The sequence below is a fragment of the Saccharopolyspora elongata genome (assembly GCF_004348985.1).
GTDB lineage: Bacteria > Actinomycetota > Actinomycetes > Mycobacteriales > Pseudonocardiaceae > Saccharopolyspora > Saccharopolyspora elongata.
In genome coordinates this window covers 30,709-49,977 of the sequence record NZ_SMKW01000026.1, presented here as the reverse complement: position 1 = coordinate 49,977, position 19,269 = coordinate 30,709, and the positions used below count along the sequence as shown (strand labels likewise).

Genomic DNA, 19,269 nt, shown 5'->3' with positions numbered 1-19,269 from the left:
GAGCACTCTTTGCGACCGTGACGACAACAGCTGGGGGAACTCGCCGCCTGGCCCGCGTGGTGTCCGCGGGCGTGGTCGGGACCACCGTCGAGTTCTACGACTTCTTCCTGTACGGGGCGGCCGCGGCCACCGTGTTCGGCCCGGTCTTCTTCCCGCATTCCGACGGGCTGCTCGGCGTGCTGCTGGCGCTGGTCACCTATGCCGTCGGGTTCGCCGCCCGGCCGCTGGGCGGCCTGGTGTTCGGGCACTTCGGCGACCGGGTCGGCCGCAAGCGGCTGCTGGTGATCAGCCTGGTCCTGATGGGCTCCGCATCGGTGCTGATCGGCGTGCTGCCGGGCTACCAGCAGATCGGGATCGCGGCGCCGCTGCTGCTGACGCTGCTGCGGCTGGTGCAGGGCTTCGCGCTCGGCGGCGAGTTCGGCGGCGCGGTGCTGCTGGTGGCCGAGCACGGGCCGCGCGAGCGGCGCGGTTTCTGGACCTCGTGGCCGCAGACCGGCGGGCCGCTGGGCAACCTGCTCGCCACGGGCGCCCTGGCCGCGATGGCGGCCGCGACGACCGGCGCGCAGTACTCGGCGTGGGGCTGGCGGATCCCGTTCCTGGCGTCGATCGTGCTGGTCGTCATCGGGTTGTGGGTGCGGCTGCGGGTGGCCGAGTCGCCGCTGTTCCAGGCCGTCGCCGAGGAGAGCCGCGAGGAGCGGGCGCCGGTGCTCGAAGCGTTGGCCCAGTACCCGCGGGCGGTGTTCGCGGTGTTCGCGGCGCGCGTGGGCGAGAACGCCGCGTTCTACGTGTTCACCATCTTCCTGCTGGTCTACGCGGGCAACATCGGGCTTCCCACCGCGATCACGACCACCGCGGTGGCCGTCGGTTCCCTCGTGCAGGCGTTGTCGATGCTCGCCGGCGGGGCGCTGTCCGACCGGCTCGGCCGCCGCCCGGTGGCGATCACCGCCGCCGTCGGCTGTGCATTGTGGACGGTTATCTTCTTCCCGCTGGTGGGCAGCCACGATCCGGTGCTGGTGTTCCTGGCGGTGGCGGTCGGCCTGCTGCTGCACGGCACGCTGACCGGCGCGCAATCCGCCTTCTACGCCGAACTCTTCGGCACCTCGGTGCGGTATTCCGGGGTGTCGCTGGGATATCAGGCCGCCACGGTGGTCGCCGGCGCCGCCGCGCCGCTGATCGGCGCGGCGCTGCTGCGGGCGACGCATTCGGCGATGCCGGTGGCGATCATGTTGATCTGCTGCCTGGCGCTGACGGTGCTGGGCATGTCGATCGTCACCGAGACCGCCCGCCGCGAGCTCGCCGCCTGAGCCCGCGGCTGCTGGGAAATCGGGCGTCCCGCACCGTCCTGTCGGCTGGCAGGATGGTGCGGTGACGCGACTCGTGCTGTGGGACATCGACCTGACCCTGATCGACGCCCGGGGCTTCGGCTCCCGCTGGTACCGCCGCGCGCTCGCGGACGTGACCGGGAAGGCCCTGCAGCGCATGCCGGACACCGCCGGCCGCACCGAGCTGGCGATCACCACGGACGTGCTGGAGATCCACGGCAGCACCCCGGACGAGCCCACGATCGCGGCCATGTTCGCGGCGCTGACCAGCGCGGTCGCCGAAACGCGCGACGAGCTCTCGCAGCGCGGCAGCGCGCTGCCCGGCGCGGCCCGGGCGCTGACGGCGCTGGCCGACGAGCCTCGGTTCACGCAGACGCTGGTGACCGGGAACCTCGCGGAGGTCGCCTTCCACAAGCTCGAATCGTTCGACCTGCACCACCACGTCGACTTCGAGATCGGCGGCTTCGGCGAGGCCTCGGTGCACCGCCACGACCTGATCGCGGACTCCGTCGCGAAGGCCGAAGACCGCCACGGCGGGCCGATCGCCCCGGACGCCGTGGTGGTCGTCGGCGACACGCCGCACGACGTCGCGGGTGCGCTGCGCTTCGGCGCGGTCGCGGTCGGCGTCGCCACGGGCTCCAGCAGCGAGGACGACCTCCGCGCCGCAGGCGCCCACGCGGTCCTGCCGAACCTCGCCGACACCGACGCGGTGCTCGCCGCATTGTCCTGACCTGCGGATTCCGGAGCAGCGAAGACACGGGGCCGTGGGTCCAGGGAAACCCCGGCCCCACGGCCCCGTTATCGGCTTCGGGTCTCTCAGCCGCGGACGACGTCGATGAGGTGCTGCACCGCGTTGTCCGCCTCGACCTCCGCGCGGTCGCCGGAGCGGCGGTCGCGGACCTCGACGACGCCCCTGGTCAGGCCCTTGCCCACCACCAGGACCGTCGGCACCCCGATCAACTCGGAGTCGGCGAACTTCACGCCCGGCGACACCGTCCGGTCGTCGAGGATCACCTGCACGCCGGCCGCGTCGAGCTCGGCCGCGATGGCCTCGCCGCGCTCCCGGATGCTCTCGTCCTTGCCCGCGATCACCACGTGCACGTCGGCGGGCGCCACCTCGCGCGGCCACACCAGGCCGACCTCGTCGTGGCTCTGCTCGGCGATCGCGGCCACCAGCCGCGACACGCCGACGCCGTAGGAGCCCATGGTGATTCGCTTCGGCTTGCCGTCCTGGCCGAGCGCGTCCAGCGAGAACGCGTCGGCGTACTTGCGGCCGAGCTGGAAGATGTGGCCGATCTCGATGCCGCGCGCGGCGACCAGGGTGCCGCGGCCGTCCGGCGACGGGTCGCCCTCGCGGACCTCGGCGGCCTCGATGGTGCCGTCCGGGGTGAAGTCCCGGCCGCACAGCAGGTCCACCACGTGGTGGTCGGTCTTGTCGGCGCCGGTGACCCACGCCGTCCCGGTCACCACGCGCGGGTCGACCAGGTACCGAACGCCGTTGTCCTGCAACGCCTTCGGGCCGATGTAGCCCTTGACCAGGAACGGGCTGGCGGCGAAGTCGGCTTCCTCCAGCAACGCCACCTCGGCGGGCTCCAGCGACGCCTCCAGCCGCTTCATGTCGACCTCGCGGTCGCCGGGCACGCCCACAGCCAGCAGCTGCCAGTCCGACGAGCCCGGCTGCCGGGTCTTGACCAGCACGTTCTTCAGCGTGTCGGCCGCGGTGAACTTGCGGTCGGTGTTGGCGTTGAGGTAGTCGACCAGGGTCTCGATGGTCGGCGTGTTCGGCGTGTGGTGGACCTCGGCGGCCGCCTTGCCCTCGACCGGTTCGGCGGGCGGCGCGGGGGTGACCACGGCCTCGACGTTGGCGGCGAAGCCCGACTCGGTGCTGCGGACGAAGGTGTCCTCACCGGTCTCGCTCTCGGCCAGGAACTCCTCGGACGCCGAACCGCCCATCGCGCCGGAGGTGGCCGCGACGATCACGTAGCGCAGCCCGACCCGGTCGAAGATCCGGATGTAGGCGTCGCGGTGCAGCTGGTACGAGTTCGCCAGGCCCTCGTCGTCCAGGTCGAAGGAGTAGGAGTCCTTCATGACGAACTCGCGGCCGCGCAGGATGCCGGCGCGGGGCCGCTCCTCGTCCCGGTACTTCGTCTGGATCTGGTACAGCATGACCGGGTAGTCCTTGTAGGAGCTGTACTCGCCCTTGACGGTGAGCGCGAACAGCTCCTCGTGCGTCGGACCGAGCAGGTAGTCGCCGCCCTTGCGGTCCTTCAGCCGGAACAGGTTCGGGCCGTACTCGGTCCAGCGGTTGGTCGCGTCGTAGGGCTCCTTCGGCAGCAGCGCGGGGAAGTGGATCTCCTGCGCGCCGATCGCGTTCATCTCCTCGCGCACGACCTCCTCGATCTTGCGCAGCACCCGCAGGCCCAGCGGCAGCCACGAGTAGATGCCCGGCGCGATCCGGCGGACGTAGCCGGCGCGGACGAGCAGCTTGTGGCTCGGCACCTCGGCGTCGGCCGGATCCTCGCGCAGGGTACGCAGGAACAACGTCGACATCCTCGTGATCACGGCTACTAGCTCCTCGTCCGGCCCGATACGTCAACCGCAGGGTAGCGACCCACCCCGGGGTCACCACCAGCGGATTACCCGCGCCGCCCGGCGGCTGTCGGGGTCGGCGCCTATCTTCCGCGCCATGGCACTGAACATCGGCATGGTGACGATCGACTGCGCATCGCCCCGGAAGCTGGCCGACTTCTGGACGCAGGCCCTGGACACCTCCGTCGTCCTCGACGTCGGCGAGTTCGTGATGCTCGCCGCGAACCAGGAGGGCGGGGTGGCGCTCGGGTTGCAGCAGGTCCCGGAGCCGCGCGCCGGGAAGAACCGGGTCCACGTGGACCTGGGCACCACCGACCGGCAGGCCGAGGTGCGCCGCCTCGTCGAACTGGGCGCCACGGAGGTCGGCGAGCACGATGGGCCCGGCGGCCTGGCTTGGACCGTGCTCCGGGACCCGGAGGGCAACGAGTTCTGCGTGGCCAGCGGACACTGATCCGGTTGGCCCATTGTCGGGCCACCGCGGGTGCGGTTACCTCGAACGAGGTGTCCGTTTCACGTAGGGGGTTCGATGTCCGCTCAGCAGGCCCGCAGCGACAACGGCCGATTAGCGGAGTGGAGCCTCCGCACGCGCCTGCTCGCGCAGGGGGCGCTGACCTGGCTCTTCGCCGTGCGCGGCGACCCGATGGCGCGCCTGTTGCACGCCCCGTGGCGGGACGATCCGTACCCGCTCTACCGGCAGATGCGCGAGCAGGGGCCGCTGGTGCGCAGCAAGCTCGGGGTGCTGGTCGCGACGACCCACCAGCTGTGCGACGAGGTGCTGCGGGACCGGCGGTTCGGCGTGCGCACCAGCGACGGCTCCTACGGCGATCCGACGGCCGCCGCCGTTGACCTGCAGCTCTCGCTGCTGGAGCTCGATCCGCCCGATCATGCGCGGTTGCGCAAGCTCGCCGCCCCGGCCTTCCGGCCGCGCCGCCTGGAGACCTATCGCGAGCGCATCGAGCAGATCGCCCACGACCTGCTGGACCGGGCCGCCGAGCGCAGCGAGTTCGACGTGGTCCGGGACTTCGCCGGGCCGCTGCCTATCCGGGTGATCTGCGAGCTGCTCGGGCTGCCGCCGCTGGACGCGCAGCGGCTGGCGCACCACGGCACGGTGCTGGCCGGCGCGCTGGACGGGGTCCGATCGGCCCGCCAGCTCCGGCAGATGCGGGAGTCCTTCGGCGAGCTCGACGCGATGTTCACCGGGCTGATCGAGCAGCGCCGCGCGGAGCCCGGCGAGGACATCGTCAGCGACCTGGTCGCGGCTCTCGACCAGGACAAGCTGACCGGCGCCGAGCTGGTGCAGCTGTGCGACCTGCTGCTGGTCGCCGGTTTCGAGACGACGGTCAACTTGATCGGCAACGGCACCCTCGCGCTGCTGCAGCACCCGGAGCAGTGGGATCTGCTGCGGGCCGATCCCGGCATGGCGTCGGCCGTGGTCGAGGAGACGCTCCGCTGGGATCCACCCGTTCAGGTGACGATGCGGATCGCGCACGAGCCGGTGGAGCTGGCCGGTCGCCGGCTCCGGGCGGACACGCCGGTGCTGGCGGTGCTGGCGTCGGCCGGGCGGGACCCGGCGGTGCACGACGCCCCGGACCGGTTCGACATCACCCGCCCGGACCGGGCGGATCACCTCGCGTTCTCCTCGGGCATCCACTACTGCCTGGGCGCGCCGCTGGCCCGGCTGGAGGCGGAGATCGCGTTCCGCTGCCTGGCGACCCGCCTGCCGGGGCTCCGCCGGGCGGGCGCGGTGGTCCGCCGCCCGACGTCGATCATCCACGGCCTGTCCGCACTACCGGCCACCACCGACCGCACCCTCTCCCCCGCCTGACGTCACCCGTCCGACTCGAGGTCCCGCAATTTCAATGGAAATCGAACCCTCGATTTCCATTGAAATTGCGGAAGTTATCCACAAGGGGGTCGACCTATCCACAGATTTTCGACGAGGTGTATCTGATCGAGGGTCTCGCGCCTCTACATCTACATGACACTCCAAGCGTTCCCTCCCGAAATCGGCGATACCCCCCACAAGCTCTTCCTCCGCTCCGAGGCCATTGCCGCGGGTCTCACCGACTGGCAGTTGCGGGGCAGCGCGTTCCGCAAGGTGCTGCACGGGGTCTACACCACCTGCGATACCCAGCTGACGCACGAGCTCAAATGTGCCGCAGCGGCCATGACCTTGCCGAGCGGCTCGGTGATCACCGGCCGATCCGCTGCGACGCTGCGTGGCGTGCCGCTCGCGGATTTCAGGGCGCCGGTCGAAGTGATCGTGCCCCGCGAGGACGGGATGCTTCGCAGGAAAGGACTCCGCTGCACCGCTGCCCGAGCCTTCGACTTCGAGCATTCGTCGTGGCGTGGGATCGGGGTGGCGGGATTTCCGCGCATTTCGTTCGACATCCTGAAGCAGCGCTCGATGTCCCAAGCCGTCGCGTACTGCGACGCGCTGTTGCACGCGGGGAGCATCACGATCGAGGAGATCGCGGGCTTCCTGGTCGGCAGGAAGGATCATGGAATCGTCCGGGCGCGTATGCGGCTCGAACATCTCGACGGCCGCGCGGAGTCCGTGCCGGAGTCGATCCTCCGCGTCGAACTCGCGCTGTGCGGACTACGCCCGGTTCCGCAACTGGAGGTATTCGATGGTGATGGATTCGTCGCGCGCGTGGACCTCGCCTTCGAAGCCGCCCGGGTCGCGGTCGAGTACGACGGGGGATGGCATGCGGACCCGGCGCAGATCAAGCGCGACGAGATCCGGCGGAACCGTCTCAGGAGTCTCGGGTGGGTCGTCATCGTCGTGACGAACGACCAGCTCCGGGAGGGTTTCGACCAGGTCGTTGCGAGGATCCGAGCCGCGTTGAAGCACCAGTACGCAATTTCCATTGAAATTGGAGGTTCGATTTCAATGGAAATTGCGTGACCCCGGAGGTGAGGCGCTGCGCACCGGGCTCGTCTGCCTCGTCTGGGGACCGCTTAGCCTGGTGGGGTGTTGGTTCTGCTTCCTCCTTCGGAGACCAAGGCCCTCGGCGGGGCGGGGGCGCCGCTGGACCTCGACGCCCTGTCCCATCCGGAGTTGACGCCCACCCGGCGGAAGCTGATCGAGGCACTGTCCACTTTGGCCGATGACGTGCCCGCCAGCCTGACCGCGCTGGGGTTGTCGGAGCGCCAGGTGGAGGAGGTCGAGCGCAACGCAGAGCTGTGGGATTCGCCCACTGCTCCGGCGCTCGAGCGCTACACCGGGGTGCTCTACGACGCGCTGGACGTCCGGTCGCTGTCGGCCGCCGAGCGCGCGCGGGCCGATGCCCGGCTGGCCGTCGCTTCGGCGCTGTTCGGGCTGGTCCGGGGTACTGATGCGATCCCCGCCTACCGCCTGTCCGGGGGCAGCGCGCTGCCCGGGTTCGGGACGCTGCGCGGCGTGTGGCGCCCGGTGCTGGAGCCGGTGCTCGCGGATGCCGACGCGCTGGTGGTCGACCTGCGGTCGGGCGCGTACTCGGCGCTGGCCAAGGTGCCGAACGCCGTCGCGGTTCGCGTGCTGTCCGAAGACGCGGCGGGCAAGCGGAAAGTCGTCAGCCACCACAACAAGTCGCACAAGGGGAAGCTGGCCCGGGCCCTGGCCCGGACATCCGAGGAACCCGGTGCGCTCGAGGACGTCCTCGACGTCGCCAACGACGCCGGGTTGCAGGTGGAACGAGAGGGTGCGCGCGGGCTCTGCGTCGTCGTCCGGGCCTGACTTTCCGGGCGCGGAAATTCGGTTGCGGCGGCGGCCGTCGATCGATCAGACTTGCTCCGGCCGGTTGGTATGGCTCGGAAAGCTGGAGGGGGGTTCGCCATGGTGGCCTTTGTGGCCTTCGCGCGCGTGCGTATTCCGCGCAGCCGCCCCCGAACCCGCCTCTCTCCGCCACGCGTGCGCTGAAACACCGGTGCCCGGCGGAGGTCCCGCTTGAGGAGCACCAGATCTTGTCTGCGTACGACGAGTACGACCCGGACTTCATCCGCATCACGAAGCCGATCAAGAACCGCAAGCCGAAGCAGTCGAAGAAGCGTCGCTTCGACGACGAGCCGATGCGGCGCGGCCGACTCACCGAGGAGGAACGCGCCCTGCTCGCCGCGCTGCGCGACGAGCCAGAACCACAACCGCTGCCCGACGGCGCCGACCGCTGGTCCACCTGGGACACCGGGGAGCGCGGCCCCGGTCCGCACCCGCCCTGGCTGGTGACCGAGCTGGCCGCGGTCGACCACGAGCTGGGCGTGCTCAAGACCGGCAAGGAAGCCGACGTGCACCTGCTGCGCAGGTCGTTGCCCGGTGGGAATTCCTGCCTGCTCGCGGCGAAGCGGTACCGAGACATGGACCACCGGATGTTCCATCGCGACGCGGGCTATCTCGAAGGCCGGCAGATGCGCAAGTCCCGCGAGACGCGGGCGATGCAGCAGCGCAGCTCGTTCGGGCGCGGCATGATCGCGCAGCAGTGGGCGGTGGCGGAGTTCACCGTGCTGTCGTCGCTGTGGCTGGCCGGCGTGCCGGTGCCCTACCCCGTGCAGCGCGTCGGCACCGAGGTCCTGCTGGAGTTCCTGGGCTCCGCCGACGGGACGGCGGCTCCGCGGCTCGCGGCGCTGCGGCCAACACCGGACGAGCTCGACGAGCTCTGGCGGCAACTCGTCGACGCGCTCGTGGTGCTGGCCGAGCAGGGTTACACCCACGGTGACCTGTCCGCGTACAACGTGCTCGTGCACGACGGCAGGCTGATGCTGATCGACCTGCCGCAGGCGGTCGATCTCGCGGCGAATCCGCGGGGGCTCGAATTCCTGCGACGTGACGCGGACAACATCGCCGGCTGGTTCCGCGCCCGCGGCGCCAACGAGCACCTGGCGGATCCCGAGGAACTGACGGTTCTCCTTGCCACAGCGGGAAATGTGATGTGACCGCGGTCTCAACGCCGGGTCCGGCCGCCGCGCACGCCAGCCACCGGCGACCGCGCGTGATCAGCTAGACTCGGCGCTGAACCGGGCCGGGAAACCTCCCGGCCGACCACGAGTCGACGGACTCGGAATCCACATCCATCGGCGCGAATGCGCCGGGCTCGTCCTTGCGATCGCACGCGGTCTCCGCGAAGCCTCCCCGTGACGTGCCGCATCTCGGGAGTCTCTTCGTGCCATCAAGTTCGTACAACACGCCCGCGCGCTCGTCCCGGCGGCCCCGCCGGCGCCGCCCGCAATCCCAGCAGCCGGCGCCGAAGCGCAGCCTGTTCGACGAGGTCGGCGTCACAGCCGTCGACCCGGCGCCCTTCGACCAGCTCGGGCTGCCGAAGCGGCTGGTGCGCGCCCTGGCCGACAGCGGGATGGTCGAGGCCTTCCCGATCCAGGCGGCCACCATCCCGGACGCGTTGACCGGACGGGACGTACTGGGCCGGGGCCAGACCGGATCCGGCAAGACGCTGGCCTTCGGCCTGCCGCTGCTGGCGATGCAGGAGGGCAACGCCCGCCCGCTGCACCCGCGCGGGCTGGTGCTGGTGCCGACCCGCGAACTGGCGACGCAGGTCACGGACGCCCTCAAGCCGCTGGCCAAGGCGCTCGGCCTCTACGTCCGCGAGGTCGTCGGCGGCACCTCCTTCACCCGGCAGGCCGACACCCTGCGCCGGGGCGTGGACGTGCTGGTCGCGACGCCCGGCCGGCTGGCCGACCACGTGCGCCAGGGCACCTGCGTGCTGTCCGAAGTGGAGCGGACCGCGCTCGACGAGGCCGACCAGATGGCGGACATGGGCTTCCTGCCGCAGGTCCGGGAGCTGCTCGACCTGGTCCCGGCCGACGGCCAGCGCTTGCTGTTTTCCGCGACGCTGGACGGCGACGTCGACAAGCTCGTCGAGCGCTACATGACCGACCCGGTGGTGCACTCGCTGGCACCCCCGGCGGCGAGCGTGGACAGCATGGAGCACCACCAGCTCCTGGTGTCCGCGGCGGAGAAGCAGGCGGTGCTCGCCCGCATCGCGGCCCGCGAGGGCCGCACGATCATGTTCGTGCGCACCAAGCACCACGCCGACCGGCTCGCGAAGAAGCTGCGCGCGGTCGGGATCCGGGCCGGGGCGCTGCACGGCGGCAAGGCCCAGAACGCGCGCACCCGGATCCTCGACGAGTTCAAGACCGGCGAGACCGAGACCCTGGTGGCGACGAACGTCGCCGCGCGCGGCATCCACGTGGACGACGTCAGCCTGGTGGTGCACGTCGAGCCGCCGGCCGACCCCAAGGACTACCTGCACCGAGCGGGCCGAACCGCCCGTGCGGGCGCGACCGGCACCGTCGTCACCCTGGTCACGGACGACCAGAAGCAGGCCTTCCGGACGATGGCGAACCAGGCCGGGGTCACGGCCACGACCACGACGGTCCGCCCGGAGGACGCCGAACTGGCGCGCCTGACCGGAGCCCGCGAACCCGACGGCGTCGCCATCGTCGACCCGAAGCGGCGCGAAGCGCCGCGCAGCAGGCCCGCGAAGCAGGGCGGTGCGCCGCACAGTCGCGGTGCGAGGCAGGGCGAAGCGCCGCGAGGCGCGAAGCGGCGCACCGAGCACGAGGTCGGCGAGCCCAGGGCGAGCCGCAGGCCGCGCCGTGCGGACGGCAACGGCCAGGTGCGCCGCGACAGCGGCCGCAGCGCCGAAGGCGCGCACGGAGATCGCGCCGGCCGCGGCGTGCACGGTCCGTCCGGGCGCGGTGCCCGGCGAGGCCACGGCACCCGCAACGACCGCGGCGGTGCGCGCCGGGGGTGACGCGCGGCTGCGGGCGCTCGTGAACACGGGTCGCCAACCCGAGCAGGAGGGAAACCGGTGGGCCAGAAGTCGCCGCTGGACGGCAAGGGCGAGGATTTCGTGCAATTCTGGCAGGAACGGCACCTGTGCACGCTGACGACGGTGCGCCGCGACGGCACACCGCACGTCGTTCCGGTGGGTGTGACCCTCGACGTCGAGTCGGCGGTCGCGCGCGTGATCTCCTCGGGCACCTCGCACAAGGTGCGCCAGATCCTCGCCGCCGGGCCGGCGGGCGTGCCCGCCTCGGTCTGCCAGGTCGACGGGCGGCGCTGGTCCACATTGGAGGGTCGTGCCGTGGTGCGGGACGATCCCGGCGCCGTGGCCGATGCGGAGGCCCGGTACGAGCAGCGCTACAAGAAGCCCCGCCCCAACCCGTCCCGCGTGGTGATCGAGATCTCCGTGACGAAGGTCCTCGGCACGGTCTAGCGGCGACGTGGTGAGGTGGTGCAGTGACCGTTCACCAGGAGAAGCCGGAGCTCGTCCACGTCGTGGGCATCGGGGCCGACGGTGCAGCGGGTCTGTCGCCGCACGCCCGGGAGATCGTCGATTCCGCGGACGTGCTGTTCGGCAGCTCGCGGCAGCTCGACCTCGTGCCCGAAGCGAGCGGGCGGCGGGTGACCTGGCCCACGCCCATGCTGCCCGCGCTGCCCGGCTTGCTCGCCGCGCACGCCGACCGGTCGATCTGCGTGCTGGCCAGCGGGGACCCGATGTTCTACGGGGTCGGCGCGACCCTGGTGAAGCTGCTGGGCCGGGATCGCGTGCGGATCGTTGCGCACCCGTCATCGCTGTCGCTGGCCTGCTCGAGAATGGGCTGGCCGCTGCAGGAAACGGCCGTCGTGAGCCTCGTCGGCAGGCCGGTGGAGCTGCTGCACCCCCGGCTCCAGCCGGGAAACCGGTTGCTGGTCCTCAGTTCCGACGGCGGCACGCCGGACGAGGTGGCCGCGCTGCTGCGGGCCCGCGGTTACGGACCGAGCAGCATGACGGTGCTGTCCGATCTCGGCGGCGCGCAGGAGGGCCGGACGAGTTCCACCGCGGACGACTGGGACCAGTCGGCGGTGAGTCCGCTCAACGTGATCGCGGTCGAGTGCCGCCCGGCTCCCGACGCGAAGCTCCTGCCCAGCACGCCAGGTCTGCCCGACGACGCCTTCGAACACGACGGGCAGCTCACCAAGCGCGACGTGCGGGCGATCACGCTGGCGCGGCTGGCCCCGACGCCCGGGCAGTTGTTGTGGGACGTCGGTGCGGGCGCCGGTAGCATCGCGATCGAGTGGATGCGCAGCGATCCGGCCTGCCGGGCGATCGCTATCGAGCACCGCGAGGACCGGGCACGGCGCATCGCGACGAACGCGAGCGCGCTGGGCGTCCCCGGCTTGCAAGTCGTCACCGGAGCCGCGCCGCGCGTGCTGGACGGGCTGGACGAACCCGATGCGATCTTCATCGGTGGCGGTGGCACCGCACCGGGTGCGCTGGAGGCGTGCTGGGCCGCTCTACGACGAGGCGGTCGGCTGGTGGTCAACGCGGTCACATTGGAGTTGGAGGTGCTGGTGACCGACTGGTACGGCCGCCACGGCGGTGAGCTGGTCCGGATCTCGGTGGAGCGCGCGGCGCCGATCGGTGGCTACACCGGCTGGCGACCGGCGATGCCGGTGACGCAGTGGGCGGTGAGCAAGCGATGACAGTGCGTTTCGTGGGTGCCGGGCCGGGTGCCGCAGACCTGATCACCGTGCGGGGCCGCGACGTGATCGCCTCGTCGCCGGTGTGCCTGTACGCGGGCAGCCTGGTGCCGGCGGAGCTGCTGGCGCACTGCCCGGCCGACGCCAGGCTGGTGGACACGGCGAAGCTGACGTTGGACGAGATCCTCGCCGAGATGCTGGCCGCCCACGGGGCCGGGCTCGACGTGGCGCGGCTGCACTCCGGGGACCCGTCGGTGTTCAGCGCCGTCGCCGAGCAGATGCGCCGGCTCGACGCGGCCGGGATCCCCTACGAGGTGGTGCCGGGCGTGCCGGCGTTCGCGGCCGCGGCGGCCTCGCTGAAGCGGGAGTTCACCGTGCCGGGGGTCGGGCAGACCGTGGTGCTCACCCGCACCTCCGCGCGCGCGACACCGATGCCCGAGCACGAGGACCTCGCCACGCTCGGCCGGAGCCGGGCGACGATGGTGCTGCACCTCGCGGTCAACCGCATCGAGCAGCTCGTCGAGGAACTCCTGCCCAACTACGGGGCGGACTGCCCCGTGGCCGTGGTCGCGAACGCGAGCCGCGCGGACGAGATCGTCCTGCGCGCAACGCTTTCCGACATCGCGGAACGCGTGCGCGCCGCGGGCATCGTGCGAACCGCCGTCGTCGTGGTGGGCCAGGTGCTGACCGCGTCGGAGTTCCCCGACAGCCACCTCTACTCCGCCACCCGCTGCCGCGACTAGGGCTTGGGCCCTGGTGGTCCCGCAATTTCCATTGAAATCGAAGGTTCGATTTCAATGGAAATTGCGGGACGTCCCCGGGCGAGCTCTCAGGTGGTGGCGGTGGTCATGCGGCCGACGATGGTGCCTGCTCGGTCGATGACGACGACGTCCACCGAAACTCGACCACCGCGAACCCACGCGGCGAGCACGGAACCGGGCGTCGCCGCGCTACCAGCCGTTCCACCTCCTGCTCGCGCGAGGTGTCGGGGCGCAAGCACAGGTGGATCCGGTTCTTGATCTCCTTGGGCTCGGGCACCTGGTTGAAGTGCAGCACCGGTCCCTCGGCCAGCATCACCTCGGTCTCCCGGTCACCCGGCTCGCACTCCGGATGCAGCGGCCGGCCGGTCACGCTGCTCCAGAACCGGGCGAGCTCGTAGGCGTCCGCGCAGTCGATCGCCACGTTCTGCAATACCGAAACCATGCGCGCGAGCCTTCCCGAACTCCGCTCCGAGCACCACCGAATTGCGGTGGCCCGCGCTAGTCCGCCTCGGTGCGGCCAACGATCGTGCCCGCCCGGTCGATGACGACGACGTCCACCGAAACCGGTGCCCCGCGCAGGGTTTCGAGGCACACCGCCCGTGCCCGCTCGGCGATGAGATCGCCGAGCGGCAGGCTCGCGGCGCGGCAGAGCTGCAGCGCTTCGAGCGCGGTGTTGGCGCCCCTGACCCGGGCGACCAGTTCGCCGCTGCCGCCCGCGTCGCGCACGATCCCGGCGAGCGAGCCGAAATCGACCTGGGACCGCTTGGAGTGCAGGTCCATGTGCCCGTCGGCGAGCTTGGAGATCTTCCCGATGCCGCCGGCGATCGTGAGCCGGGGAACCGGGTGCCGCCGCAGGTACTTCAGCACCGCGCCGGCGAAGTCGCCCATGTCGAGCAGCGCCTCGCCGGGCAGCGCGTGGAGTTCCGCGGCGACCTTCTCCGAGGTGCTCCCCGTGCACCCGGCGACGTGTTCGAGCCCCGCCGCCCGGGCGACGTCGACACCGCGGCGGATGCTGTCGATCCACGCCGAGCACGAGTACGGCACGACGACGCCCGTGGTGCCCAAGATGGACAGTCCGCCCAGGATTCCCAGCCGCGGGTTCCAGGTGTGCCGGGCGAGTTCCGCCCCGTCGTCGACGGACACCTCGACGACGACGTCGCCGCTGCCGGCGTGCTCCGCGGCGACGCGCGCGACGACGTCGCGGATCAGCTGCCGCGGCACGGGGTTGATCGCCGGTTCGCCGACCGGCAGCGGCAGGCCGGGCTTGGTGATGGTGCCCACGCCTTCCCCCGCTCGGAACACCACGCCCTGCCCCGGTTCCGCGGGGCGGACCGTGACCGACACGAGAGCGCCGTGCGTGACGTCGGGGTCGTCGCCGGCGTCCTTGATCACGCCGGCCGTCGCGAAGCCGTTGCCCAGCCGTTCGCGCGCGAGCGCGAACGCCGGGCAGTGCCCCTTCGGCAGGACGATCTCGACGGGATCTGGGAACGTCCCGGTCAGCAGCGCCGTGTAGGCAGCCGCCGTCGACGCCGTGGCGCAGGCCCCCGTCGTCCAGCCGTACCGGAGGCCCGATCCCTCCCCTCGCCCGCTCATACCGGGAGAATGCTCCTCATGCGGTTCGCAGCGACAACGGGGCGGGTCGGATGACCCGCGTGCTCGTCCTCGGTGGCACCGGCGAGGCCAGGAAGCTCGCCGAACGGCTCGCCGAGCGGCCGGACCTGCGCGTCACGTCCTCCCTCGCCGGCCGGGTCCGCGAGCCGCAGCTGCCGCCGGGCGAGGTGCGCGTCGGCGGCTTCGGCGGTGTCGACGGGCTGGCCGAGTGGATTCGGCGCGAGCAGGTCGACGCGGTCGTCGACGCCACCCACCCGTTCGCCGGCACGATCACCGAGAACGCCGTGGCGGCAGCGGAACGCGCGGGATGCCCGATCCTGGTGCTGCGCCGTCCCGCGTGGCGGCCGGGCCCCGGGGACGACTGGCGGGCGGCGGCGTCCTTGGCCGCGGCCGCGGAGCTGCTGCCCGAGCTCGGCGAACGGATCTTCCTCACCACCGGCCGGCAGGGCCTCGCGCACTTCGCCGCGCTCGACCTGCGATTCCTGGTGCGGACCGTCGATCCGCCGGAACCGCCGCTGCCGCCGCACACCACGGTGCTGCTCGCCCGCGGGCCGTTCACGGTCGACGACGAGGTCGCACTGCTGCGGGAGCACCGCATCGACGTCGTCGTCACCAAGAACAGCGGCGGTTCGATGACGAGCGCGAAGCTCACCGCGGCCCGCGAGCTCGGGCTGCCGGTAGTGGTGGTCCAGCGGCCGCCCCAGCCCGCCGCACCCTCGGCCGAGACGGTCGAGGACGCCGTCGCCTGGCTTGATTCCGCGCTGCGCCAACGAGATCACGCCGGGTAGCGCCGCGGCGTGAACACGACGTCGCGCCCGTCGGCGCCGCCGACGAGCCGCGTCGTCGACGAGCCGATCAGCAGCAGGCATCGCATGTCCACATCGGACGGATCGAGGTCGGCCAGGCGCACCACCTTGATGCTCTCCGCCGGGCCGCCGACGTCCCGTCCGATGACCACCGGCGTGTCGGGCGAGCGGTGCTCCAGGACCGCGTCCCGGGCGGCCGCGACCTGCCAGGTCCGGCTGCGCGAAGCGGGGTTGTAGATCGCCATGACCAGGTCCGCCGACGCCGCGGCCCGCAGCCGCTCGACGATCACCTCCCACGGCTTGAGCCGGTCGGAGAGCGACAGCACGCAGAAGTCGTGGCCCAGCGGCGCGCCGACGCGGCTGGCCACCGCCTGCGCCGCCGTCATGCCGGGCAGGACGCGCACGGGCACGTCCGATCGCTCCGCCGCGACCTCCAGCACCGCGCTGGCCATCGCGAACACCCCGGGATCGCCGGAGGAGACCACCGCGACCCGCGACCCGCGCCTGGCCAGCTCCAGCGCGAACTCCGCGCGTTCGGCCTCCACCCGGTTGTCGGACGCGTGCTTGCGCTGCCGCGGGTTGTCCGGGATCCGGGCGAGGTACGGGGCGTAACCGACCAGGTCGTCGGCCGCGGCGAGCGCAGCCTGCGCCTCCGGCGTCACCCACTCGCGGCCGCCGGGGCCGAGCCCGACCACCACGACCTCGCCCCGTTCCGCGCCGCGGTCGGCGGCCGCGGCGGCGGCGTGGATCGCGGTGTCCGAATTCGCCGGTCCGGGCAGCAGCGCCAGCGAGAAGTACGGGACGGTTTCCGGGTCGACGTCCGCGAGCGGCTGCAAGCGCTGCCGATCCGTGGTCGCGCGCTCGGCGTACCAGGCCTGGTCCAGGCGGCCCGCCTTCTCGAACGCCTGCCGCACGCCTTCGAAGGTGCGCCCCAGCTTGAGCACCGCGGCGGCATCGGTCGTGGCGAGCCGTTCGGCGAGGACGTCCGGCGGGAGGGTGCCCGGCAGCACGGTGAAGATCTCGTCGCGTTCGGCCAGCGGGCGCCCGAGCGCCGCCGACGCCCCGCTGACCGAGGTGATGCCGGGGACGACCTCCGCGCGGAAGCGGCCGGCCAGCCGCTTGTGCATGTGCATGTAGGAGCCGTAGAAGAGCGGGTCGCCCTCGGCGAGCACGACGACGTCCCGCCCAGCGTCGAGGTGCGCCGCGAGCCGGGCCGCGCAGTCCGCGTAGAACTCGTCGATGGCGCCCTGGTAGCCGCCCGGGTGGTCGGTGGTCTCGGTGGTCACCGGGTAGACGAGGGCCTCCTCGATCTGCCCCGGCCGCAGGTACGGCTCGGCGACGGACCTCGCGATGCTCCTGCCGTGCCGGGCGCTGTGGTACGCGATCACCTCGGCCCGCTCGATCAGCCGGGCGGCCTTGACCGTCACCAGCTCCGGGTCGCCGGGGCCGAGACCCACGCCGAAAAGCGTGCCCTTGCCGTTGCTGCTCACTCTTCCTCGCTCGCGATCGCGTTGATGGCGGCCACCGCCATGGCGCTGCCGCCGCGGCGGCCGTGCACCACCAGGTGGTCCAGCCCGGCGGGGTGCGCCGCCAACGCCTCCTTCGATTCCGCCGCACCGATGAAGCCGACGGGCAGCCCGAGCACCGCGGCGGGCTTCGGGGCGCCGTCCTCGATCATCTCCAGCAGCCGGAACAGCGCCGTCGGGGCGTTGCCGATCGCGACGACCGATCCCGCCAGCCGGTCGCGCCACAGCTCCAGTGCCGCGGCGCTGCGCGTCGTGCCCAGCTCGCGGGCCAGGTCCGGGACCCGCTCGTCGGACAGCGTGCAGATCACGTCGTTGTCCGCGGGCAGGCGGCGCCGGGTCACGCCGGCGGCGACCATCGCGGCGTCGCACAGCACCGGCACACCGGCGCGGAGGGCCGCGCGCGCGTTGAGCACCGCGTCCGCCGAGTACGCCAGGTCGTCGACCAGGTCGACCATGCCGCAGGCGTGGATCATCCGCACCGCTACCCCGGCCACCTCCGGCGGCAGGCCGCTCAGGGCGGCTTCCGCGCGGATCGTGGCGAAGGAGCGGCGGTAGATCTCCGCCCCTTCCCGGACGTATTCGGGCACCCCGCGGTACCGGGTCGCCCCGTTGTTCTCGTTCACACTGCCCTCCGTGCCGCGACGAGCGCGGCGGATACCTGGTCGACATCGGCGCCGGATGCCCGCGTCTCGCCGTCGAGACCGACCTCGTAGCCGGCACCGGTCGCCAGCACTTCCACGACGCGCCCCTGCGGTCGGCCGCAGCGCCGTTCGCAACCCGACCAATGCACCGGCAGAGCGCCGCCCGCCGGGGCTCGCACTGCGCGCCGGGCGTCTTCGCGGACGTCGGCCCGCGCCTTCGCGCACCCCGGACGACCGGCGCACGCAGTCACCCCGGCACCGGCCGAGGACGGATCGACGAGCAGGCCGTGCGCGCCGAGGTCCGAGAGCCACCGACCGGCTTCGTCCGGCCGCAAGCCGGGCAGGACGACGGTCCGCCACGGCGTCAGGCGAAGTTCGCCCGCGGCCTCGGACGCGGCGGTGATGATATCCAGCTGGTCCCGCGACAGGCGGCCCAGTGGTGCCCCGGCCACCACCGCGACCGTTCCGCCGGGCCGTTCCACCGCGCCGACCTGCGAATGCGTCGCCGGCTGGGTCGCAGGCAGCGGCCCTGCCGGAACGGCGCCGAGGCGATCGGCGATCCGGCGCGCACCATCGTCGAGTTCGGCCAGTCGCCAAGCCGAGCGCCCTTGCTCGGCCTTCTCCGCCAGGAACGCCTCCGCTGCGGCGATGGCGACGCCGGCGGCCTGGTCCGGGGTCGATCGCACTCCGGAATCCAGACCTGCGAGCACCAGCGCCAGGGTGTCGGCGCGCTCCGCGAGCAGGCCGACATCGGCGCCGAGCGAGATGACGTCCGCGCTGCCGTCGTCGACGGCGAACAGGAAACGTCCTGGCAGGTCCGCCAGCGATGGCGTCGCGCAGAGCGCCGCGTCGAGTTCCCGGGCCACCGCCCGCACGTCGACCAGCTCGCGGCCGTCCGCCGAGGGCGAGCCGATGATGTTGCGGACCCGCTCGTGCGTTGCCGACGGCAGCAGCCCCGCCGTCCGGAGCCCGGCGGCGAGTTCCTCCTCCGCTCCCGCGGGCAGTCCGCGCACCTGCACGTTCGCCCGCGAGGTGAGCTCCGCGCCGCCGTCGCCGAGCGCCGCGGCCGCCGCGATCGCCCGGGCCTGGGGCGGCGTGAGCACGCCGCCCGGGACTCGGATGCGGGCCAGTCCGCCGTCGGCTGCCTCGTGCACCCGCAGCGCGCCGGGACACGCGTCCCGCTCTGGTCTGGCTCTGTGCAACACCCGGCAGATACTACGGACCCAGGTAGTTGCGGACGCAAAACAAGCGCGATGCGACGTGCGTCATGCCCGCGCCGCTTGACGTAAGATCGCCCCGTTGCGAAGAGTGGTCGCAGCATTCAGCGGCGACGGTGGAGGAAGCCGGTGCGAATCCGGCGCGGTCCCGCCACTGTCACCGGGGAGCGGACTCCAGGGAAGTCACTGTCCTAACTGGACGGGAAGACGGAGCGAGCGCTGATCCGGGAGCCAGGAGACTCCGGTCGCCGCGACCTACGAACCGGGGCGAGGACCCCGAGGGAGGTGCCGTCATGCGCTGCGCACGCGCGCCCAGGTCCCGCGACGCCGGTCGCCACGCC

Annotated in this window: 18 protein-coding genes and 1 riboswitch; of the genes, 12 read left to right on the top strand and 6 right to left on the bottom strand. The window is 72.2% G+C overall.

The genetic code is table 11. The features are described 5' to 3' along the window. Nucleotides 1-17 precede the first annotated feature (17 nt). Both E1288_RS20210 and E1288_RS20205 read left to right on the top strand, forming a co-directional pair. Entirely contained in the window at nucleotides 18-1,304 is a 1,287-nt protein-coding gene (locus E1288_RS20210) for an MFS transporter (RefSeq protein WP_132487356.1), read from the top strand. 61 nt (nucleotides 1,305-1,365) lie between these two features. Next, nucleotides 1,366-2,052: an HAD family hydrolase gene (locus tag E1288_RS20205; RefSeq protein ID WP_132487354.1), complete on the top strand. Its 687-nt coding sequence runs from the start codon at nucleotides 1,366-1,368 to the stop codon at nucleotides 2,050-2,052. Between the two features lie 86 nt (nucleotides 2,053-2,138). On the opposite strand, the gene E1288_RS20200 is transcribed toward E1288_RS20205, so the two are convergent. Further along, a complete protein-coding gene (locus tag E1288_RS20200) occupies nucleotides 2,139-3,884 on the bottom strand; it encodes a proline--tRNA ligase (RefSeq protein WP_132487352.1) in 1,746 nt (581 codons plus the stop codon). A gap of 124 nt (nucleotides 3,885-4,008) precedes the next feature. Here E1288_RS20200 and E1288_RS20195 point away from each other — a divergent pair, with 124 nt between their 5' ends. The 9 genes from E1288_RS20195 to cobM all read left to right on the top strand — a co-directional run bounded on the left by E1288_RS20195 (nucleotide 4,009) and on the right by cobM (nucleotide 13,109). Next, a complete protein-coding gene (locus E1288_RS20195; protein WP_132487350.1) occupies nucleotides 4,009-4,362 on the top strand; it encodes a VOC family protein in 354 nt (117 codons plus the stop codon). Nucleotides 4,363-4,437: 75 nt separating this feature from the next. Continuing rightward, entirely contained in the window at nucleotides 4,438-5,736 is a 1,299-nt protein-coding gene (locus E1288_RS20190; protein WP_132487348.1) for a cytochrome P450, read from the top strand. Between the two features lie 153 nt (nucleotides 5,737-5,889). Further along, the gene (locus tag E1288_RS20185) at nucleotides 5,890-6,819 is read left to right on the top strand and encodes an endonuclease domain-containing protein (protein WP_132487347.1); all 930 of its coding nucleotides are present in this window, start codon (nucleotides 5,890-5,892) and stop codon (nucleotides 6,817-6,819) included. Between the two features lie 66 nt (nucleotides 6,820-6,885). After that, entirely contained in the window at nucleotides 6,886-7,629 is a 744-nt protein-coding gene (gene yaaA, locus E1288_RS20180) for a peroxide stress protein YaaA (protein WP_132487345.1), read from the top strand. A gap of 227 nt (nucleotides 7,630-7,856) precedes the next feature. Further along, on the top strand, nucleotides 7,857-8,819 hold the full coding sequence (locus E1288_RS20175) for a serine protein kinase RIO (protein ID WP_132487343.1): 963 nt from the start codon (nucleotides 7,857-7,859) through the stop codon (nucleotides 8,817-8,819). A gap of 227 nt (nucleotides 8,820-9,046) precedes the next feature. After that, nucleotides 9,047-10,654 carry a DEAD/DEAH box helicase gene (locus E1288_RS20170; RefSeq protein ID WP_132487341.1) on the top strand — a complete coding sequence of 536 codons (1,608 nt, stop codon included), beginning with the start codon at nucleotides 9,047-9,049 and terminating at the stop codon, nucleotides 10,652-10,654. Between the two features lie 57 nt (nucleotides 10,655-10,711). Next, nucleotides 10,712-11,119, top strand: coding sequence for a pyridoxamine 5'-phosphate oxidase family protein (locus E1288_RS20165; RefSeq protein ID WP_132487339.1), 408 nt, complete (start codon nucleotides 10,712-10,714; stop codon nucleotides 11,117-11,119). Between the two features lie 23 nt (nucleotides 11,120-11,142). Next, nucleotides 11,143-12,369 (top strand): precorrin-6y C5,15-methyltransferase (decarboxylating) subunit CbiE, encoded by a 1,227-nt coding sequence (gene cbiE, locus E1288_RS20160; protein ID WP_132487337.1) that lies wholly within the window; start codon nucleotides 11,143-11,145, stop codon nucleotides 12,367-12,369. Next, nucleotides 12,366-13,109, top strand: coding sequence for a precorrin-4 C(11)-methyltransferase (gene cobM, locus E1288_RS20155; RefSeq protein ID WP_132487335.1), 744 nt, complete (start codon nucleotides 12,366-12,368; stop codon nucleotides 13,107-13,109). Before cbiE ends, cobM begins: the two co-directional genes overlap by 4 nt. A 103-nt stretch (nucleotides 13,110-13,212) precedes the next feature. On the opposite strand, the gene E1288_RS20150 is transcribed toward cobM, so the two are convergent. Beyond that, complete coding sequence (locus tag E1288_RS20150) at nucleotides 13,213-13,569, bottom strand: VOC family protein (protein ID WP_165968187.1); 357 nt, start codon at nucleotides 13,567-13,569, stop codon at nucleotides 13,213-13,215. A 56-nt stretch (nucleotides 13,570-13,625) separates the two neighbouring features. Beyond that, nucleotides 13,626-14,720, bottom strand: coding sequence for a cobalt-precorrin-5B (C(1))-methyltransferase (locus tag E1288_RS20145; protein WP_132487333.1), 1,095 nt, complete (start codon nucleotides 14,718-14,720; stop codon nucleotides 13,626-13,628). 50 nt (nucleotides 14,721-14,770) lie between these two features. On the opposite strand from E1288_RS20145, the gene E1288_RS20140 reads away from it, so the two are divergent. Continuing rightward, the gene (locus tag E1288_RS20140; RefSeq protein ID WP_132487331.1) at nucleotides 14,771-15,526 is read left to right on the top strand and encodes a cobalt-precorrin-6A reductase; all 756 of its coding nucleotides are present in this window, start codon (nucleotides 14,771-14,773) and stop codon (nucleotides 15,524-15,526) included. On the opposite strand, the gene E1288_RS20135 is transcribed toward E1288_RS20140, so the two are convergent. From E1288_RS20135 to cobG, 3 genes are read right to left on the bottom strand one after another with little or no spacing between them, the layout of a single operon-like run. Continuing rightward, nucleotides 15,514-17,034: a precorrin-2 C(20)-methyltransferase gene (locus E1288_RS20135; protein ID WP_132487329.1), complete on the bottom strand. Its 1,521-nt coding sequence runs from the start codon at nucleotides 17,032-17,034 to the stop codon at nucleotides 15,514-15,516. The genes E1288_RS20140 and E1288_RS20135 overlap by 13 nt on opposite strands. Continuing rightward, nucleotides 17,031-17,657: a precorrin-8X methylmutase gene (locus E1288_RS20130; RefSeq protein WP_132487472.1), complete on the bottom strand. Its 627-nt coding sequence runs from the start codon at nucleotides 17,655-17,657 to the stop codon at nucleotides 17,031-17,033. The genes E1288_RS20135 and E1288_RS20130 overlap by 4 nt, the downstream gene beginning before the upstream one ends. A gap of 32 nt (nucleotides 17,658-17,689) precedes the next feature. Then, nucleotides 17,690-18,916: a precorrin-3B synthase gene (gene cobG, locus E1288_RS20125; RefSeq protein WP_132487327.1), complete on the bottom strand. Its 1,227-nt coding sequence runs from the start codon at nucleotides 18,914-18,916 to the stop codon at nucleotides 17,690-17,692. An 86-nt stretch (nucleotides 18,917-19,002) separates the two neighbouring features. Then, nucleotides 19,003-19,189, top strand: a riboswitch (cobalamin riboswitch). The last annotated feature ends 80 nt before the right edge of the window (nucleotides 19,190-19,269 follow it).

Coding starts and splice junctions, on each gene's coding strand:
- E1288_RS20190 (WP_132487348.1), top strand. CDS start 4,438: ATGTCCGCTCAGCAGGCCCGCAGCGACAACGGCCGATTAGCGGAGTGG.
- E1288_RS20145 (WP_132487333.1), bottom strand. CDS start 14,720: ATGAGCGGGCGAGGGGAGGGATCGGGCCTCCGGTACGGCTGGACGACG.
- E1288_RS20150 (WP_165968187.1), bottom strand. CDS start 13,569: ATGGTTTCGGTATTGCAGAACGTGGCGATCGACTGCGCGGACGCCTAC.
- E1288_RS20140 (WP_132487331.1), top strand. CDS start 14,771: ATGACCCGCGTGCTCGTCCTCGGTGGCACCGGCGAGGCCAGGAAGCTC.
- E1288_RS20195 (WP_132487350.1), top strand. CDS start 4,009: ATGGCACTGAACATCGGCATGGTGACGATCGACTGCGCATCGCCCCGG.
- E1288_RS20185 (WP_132487347.1), top strand. CDS start 5,890: ATGACACTCCAAGCGTTCCCTCCCGAAATCGGCGATACCCCCCACAAG.
- cobM (WP_132487335.1), top strand. CDS start 12,366: ATGACAGTGCGTTTCGTGGGTGCCGGGCCGGGTGCCGCAGACCTGATC.